The organism is Oleiphilus sp. HI0066, assembly GCF_001635725.1.
In genome coordinates, this window is the sequence record NZ_LWFH01001887.1 from 1 (window position 1) to 1,611 (window position 1,611).

Annotated in this window: 2 protein-coding genes; both read right to left on the reverse strand. The window is 47.2% G+C overall.

Annotation, left to right across the window (positions count from 1 at the left end):
* Positions 1-187: protease modulator HflK N-terminal domain-containing protein (locus A3738_RS28980; RefSeq protein ID WP_197474123.1), on the reverse strand; the 187-nt coding region annotated here is incomplete at its 3' end.
* A 130-nt stretch (positions 188-317) separates the two neighbouring features.
* Positions 318-1,610, reverse strand: a complete 1,293-nt coding sequence (gene hflX, locus A3738_RS28985) for a ribosome rescue GTPase HflX (protein ID WP_068481638.1) — start codon at positions 1,608-1,610, stop codon at positions 318-320.
* Position 1,611 lies beyond the last annotated feature (1 nt).

Below are 1,611 nucleotides of genomic sequence, written 5' to 3' on the forward strand. Positions count from 1 at the left end.
AGCCCTGCTTACCACCGTTATTATCAGAACCGCCATTGCCATTTCCTGACCCGCCAAACAGCCCGTTTAGCTTGTCCATCAATTGTTTAAGCGCTTGATCTAAATCCGGCGGGCCTTGATTGCCACCACGATTATTATTACCCCATGGGTCTTTCCCATTAGAATTACCCGGCTCATTCCAAGCCATAGATTACCCCGTTGTTGTCATCAGTTTTAATTTAAAACATTCACAGCAATCGTAAATCGCTGCGCCAAAAGGAGCAAGCAAACAGAATGCTCCTTATTATGAAATCTTAGTCAGAAAGTTCTGAGCTCTCTTACAGCCTATCAATCAGCAAATCCGCGCGCGGAACATTGCAGCGTTTAAGCATTCTTTCAAAATCGCTGGTCTGCAAACGAACTTCAACACGTGCCATCCCTTTATCATCATACTCTTCCTGAATGACATGATTTGACTCAAATAACATCGCTCTGAGCCGACCTTGCTCTGGGCGAAGTCGAAGTATGCAGTGCATAACCTCATCGCTTAACAACTCAGCGACTGCATCAGACAATAAATCAGTTCCCTCTCCCGAGTTTGCTGACAACCACACTCTTACAGGAGCACCATCTTCATCGCGATCAATTCTACTTACGCCATCGTCCAACAAATCGATCTTATTATAGACTCGGAGGACCTTAACATCGCCCGCGCCTATTTCATCTAAAACTTGTTCGACTGCCTCTATATTGTCCAACCTTCTTGAATCAGCACCGTCTATAACATGCAGCAAAAGCGTAGCCGATATTGTTTCTTCTAGCGTTGCTCTGAACGCATCAACTAACTTGTGAGGTAAATGCCGTATGAACCCGACCGTATCTACCAAAATGGCACGACCAATATCGGGAAAATCAATACGCCTAAGTGTTGGATCTAGTGTTGCGAACAACTGATCAGCGGCATAAACACCCGAGTCTGTCAGCCGGTTAAATAATGTCGATTTACCGGCATTGGTGTAGCCCACCAAAGAAATCGTGGGAATTTCAGCTCGAGTACGAGATCTGCGACCCTGGTCTCGCTGTTTGCGTACTTTTTCAAGACGCCCCGTTAATGCTTTAATACGTCCACGTAGGAGACGCCGATCAGTTTCAAGCTGCGTTTCACCCGGACCACGTAAACCGATCCCACCCTTTTGACGCTCTAAGTGAGTCCAGCCACGAATCAAACGCGTTGATATATACTCTAACTGCGCAAGCTCTACCTGCAACTTGCCTTCGTGAGTACGAGCACGCTGCGCAAAGATATCAAGGATCACACCAGTCCGATCGATCACTCTGCACTCAAGGGAGCCCTCAAGGTTACGCTGCTGACTAGGCGAGAGAGCGTGATTGAACAACACCACATCAGCGTCGGTTACTGCTTTTTCCGTAATTATTTCTTCTAACTTTCCGGAACCTACAAAAAAACGCGCACTGGGTTGCGATCGACTACCGGTAACGATCCCAACAGGCTCAACACCTGCCGAACGCACAAGTTCACGAAACTCCTGCGCATCTTCACGGTCATTTTCATTTGGAAAGTCTAAGTGGACGAGAACAGCTCGCTCTCCCGCATCTGGTCTATCAAACACG